The sequence below is a fragment of the Cedecea sp. B1(4) genome (assembly GCF_059414925.1).
Window position 1 is genome coordinate 1 of the sequence record NZ_JCAHMZ010000172.1, and the last position, 291, is coordinate 291.

Consider the following 291-nt stretch of genomic DNA (forward strand, 5'->3'; position numbering starts at 1 on the left):
GGTGGCCGTCGAGAAATTCAACATCAAGGACGTCGACATGACGGCCCAGCTGCTCAAGGCCAAGGCCGCGGGCGCCGAAGCCGTGCTGACCTACGGCATCGGCCCCGAACTGGCGCAGATCGCCAACGGCATGGCCAAGCTGGGCTGGAAGGTGCCGATCATCGGCAGCTGGACGCTGTCGATGGCCAACTACATCGACAACTCCGGCGCCAACGGCGAAGGCGCGCGCATGCCGCAGACCTTCATCCAGGACCCGGACACGCCCAAGCGCAAGGCCTTCATCGACGCCTA

General features: G+C 65.3%; 1 protein-coding gene. It reads left to right on the forward strand.

The annotated features are described in order from the left end of the window. Nucleotides 1–291, forward strand: a 291-nt coding sequence (locus tag ACR6JA_RS22510; protein ID WP_494599662.1) for an ABC transporter substrate-binding protein, incomplete at both ends; no start/stop codon positions are given.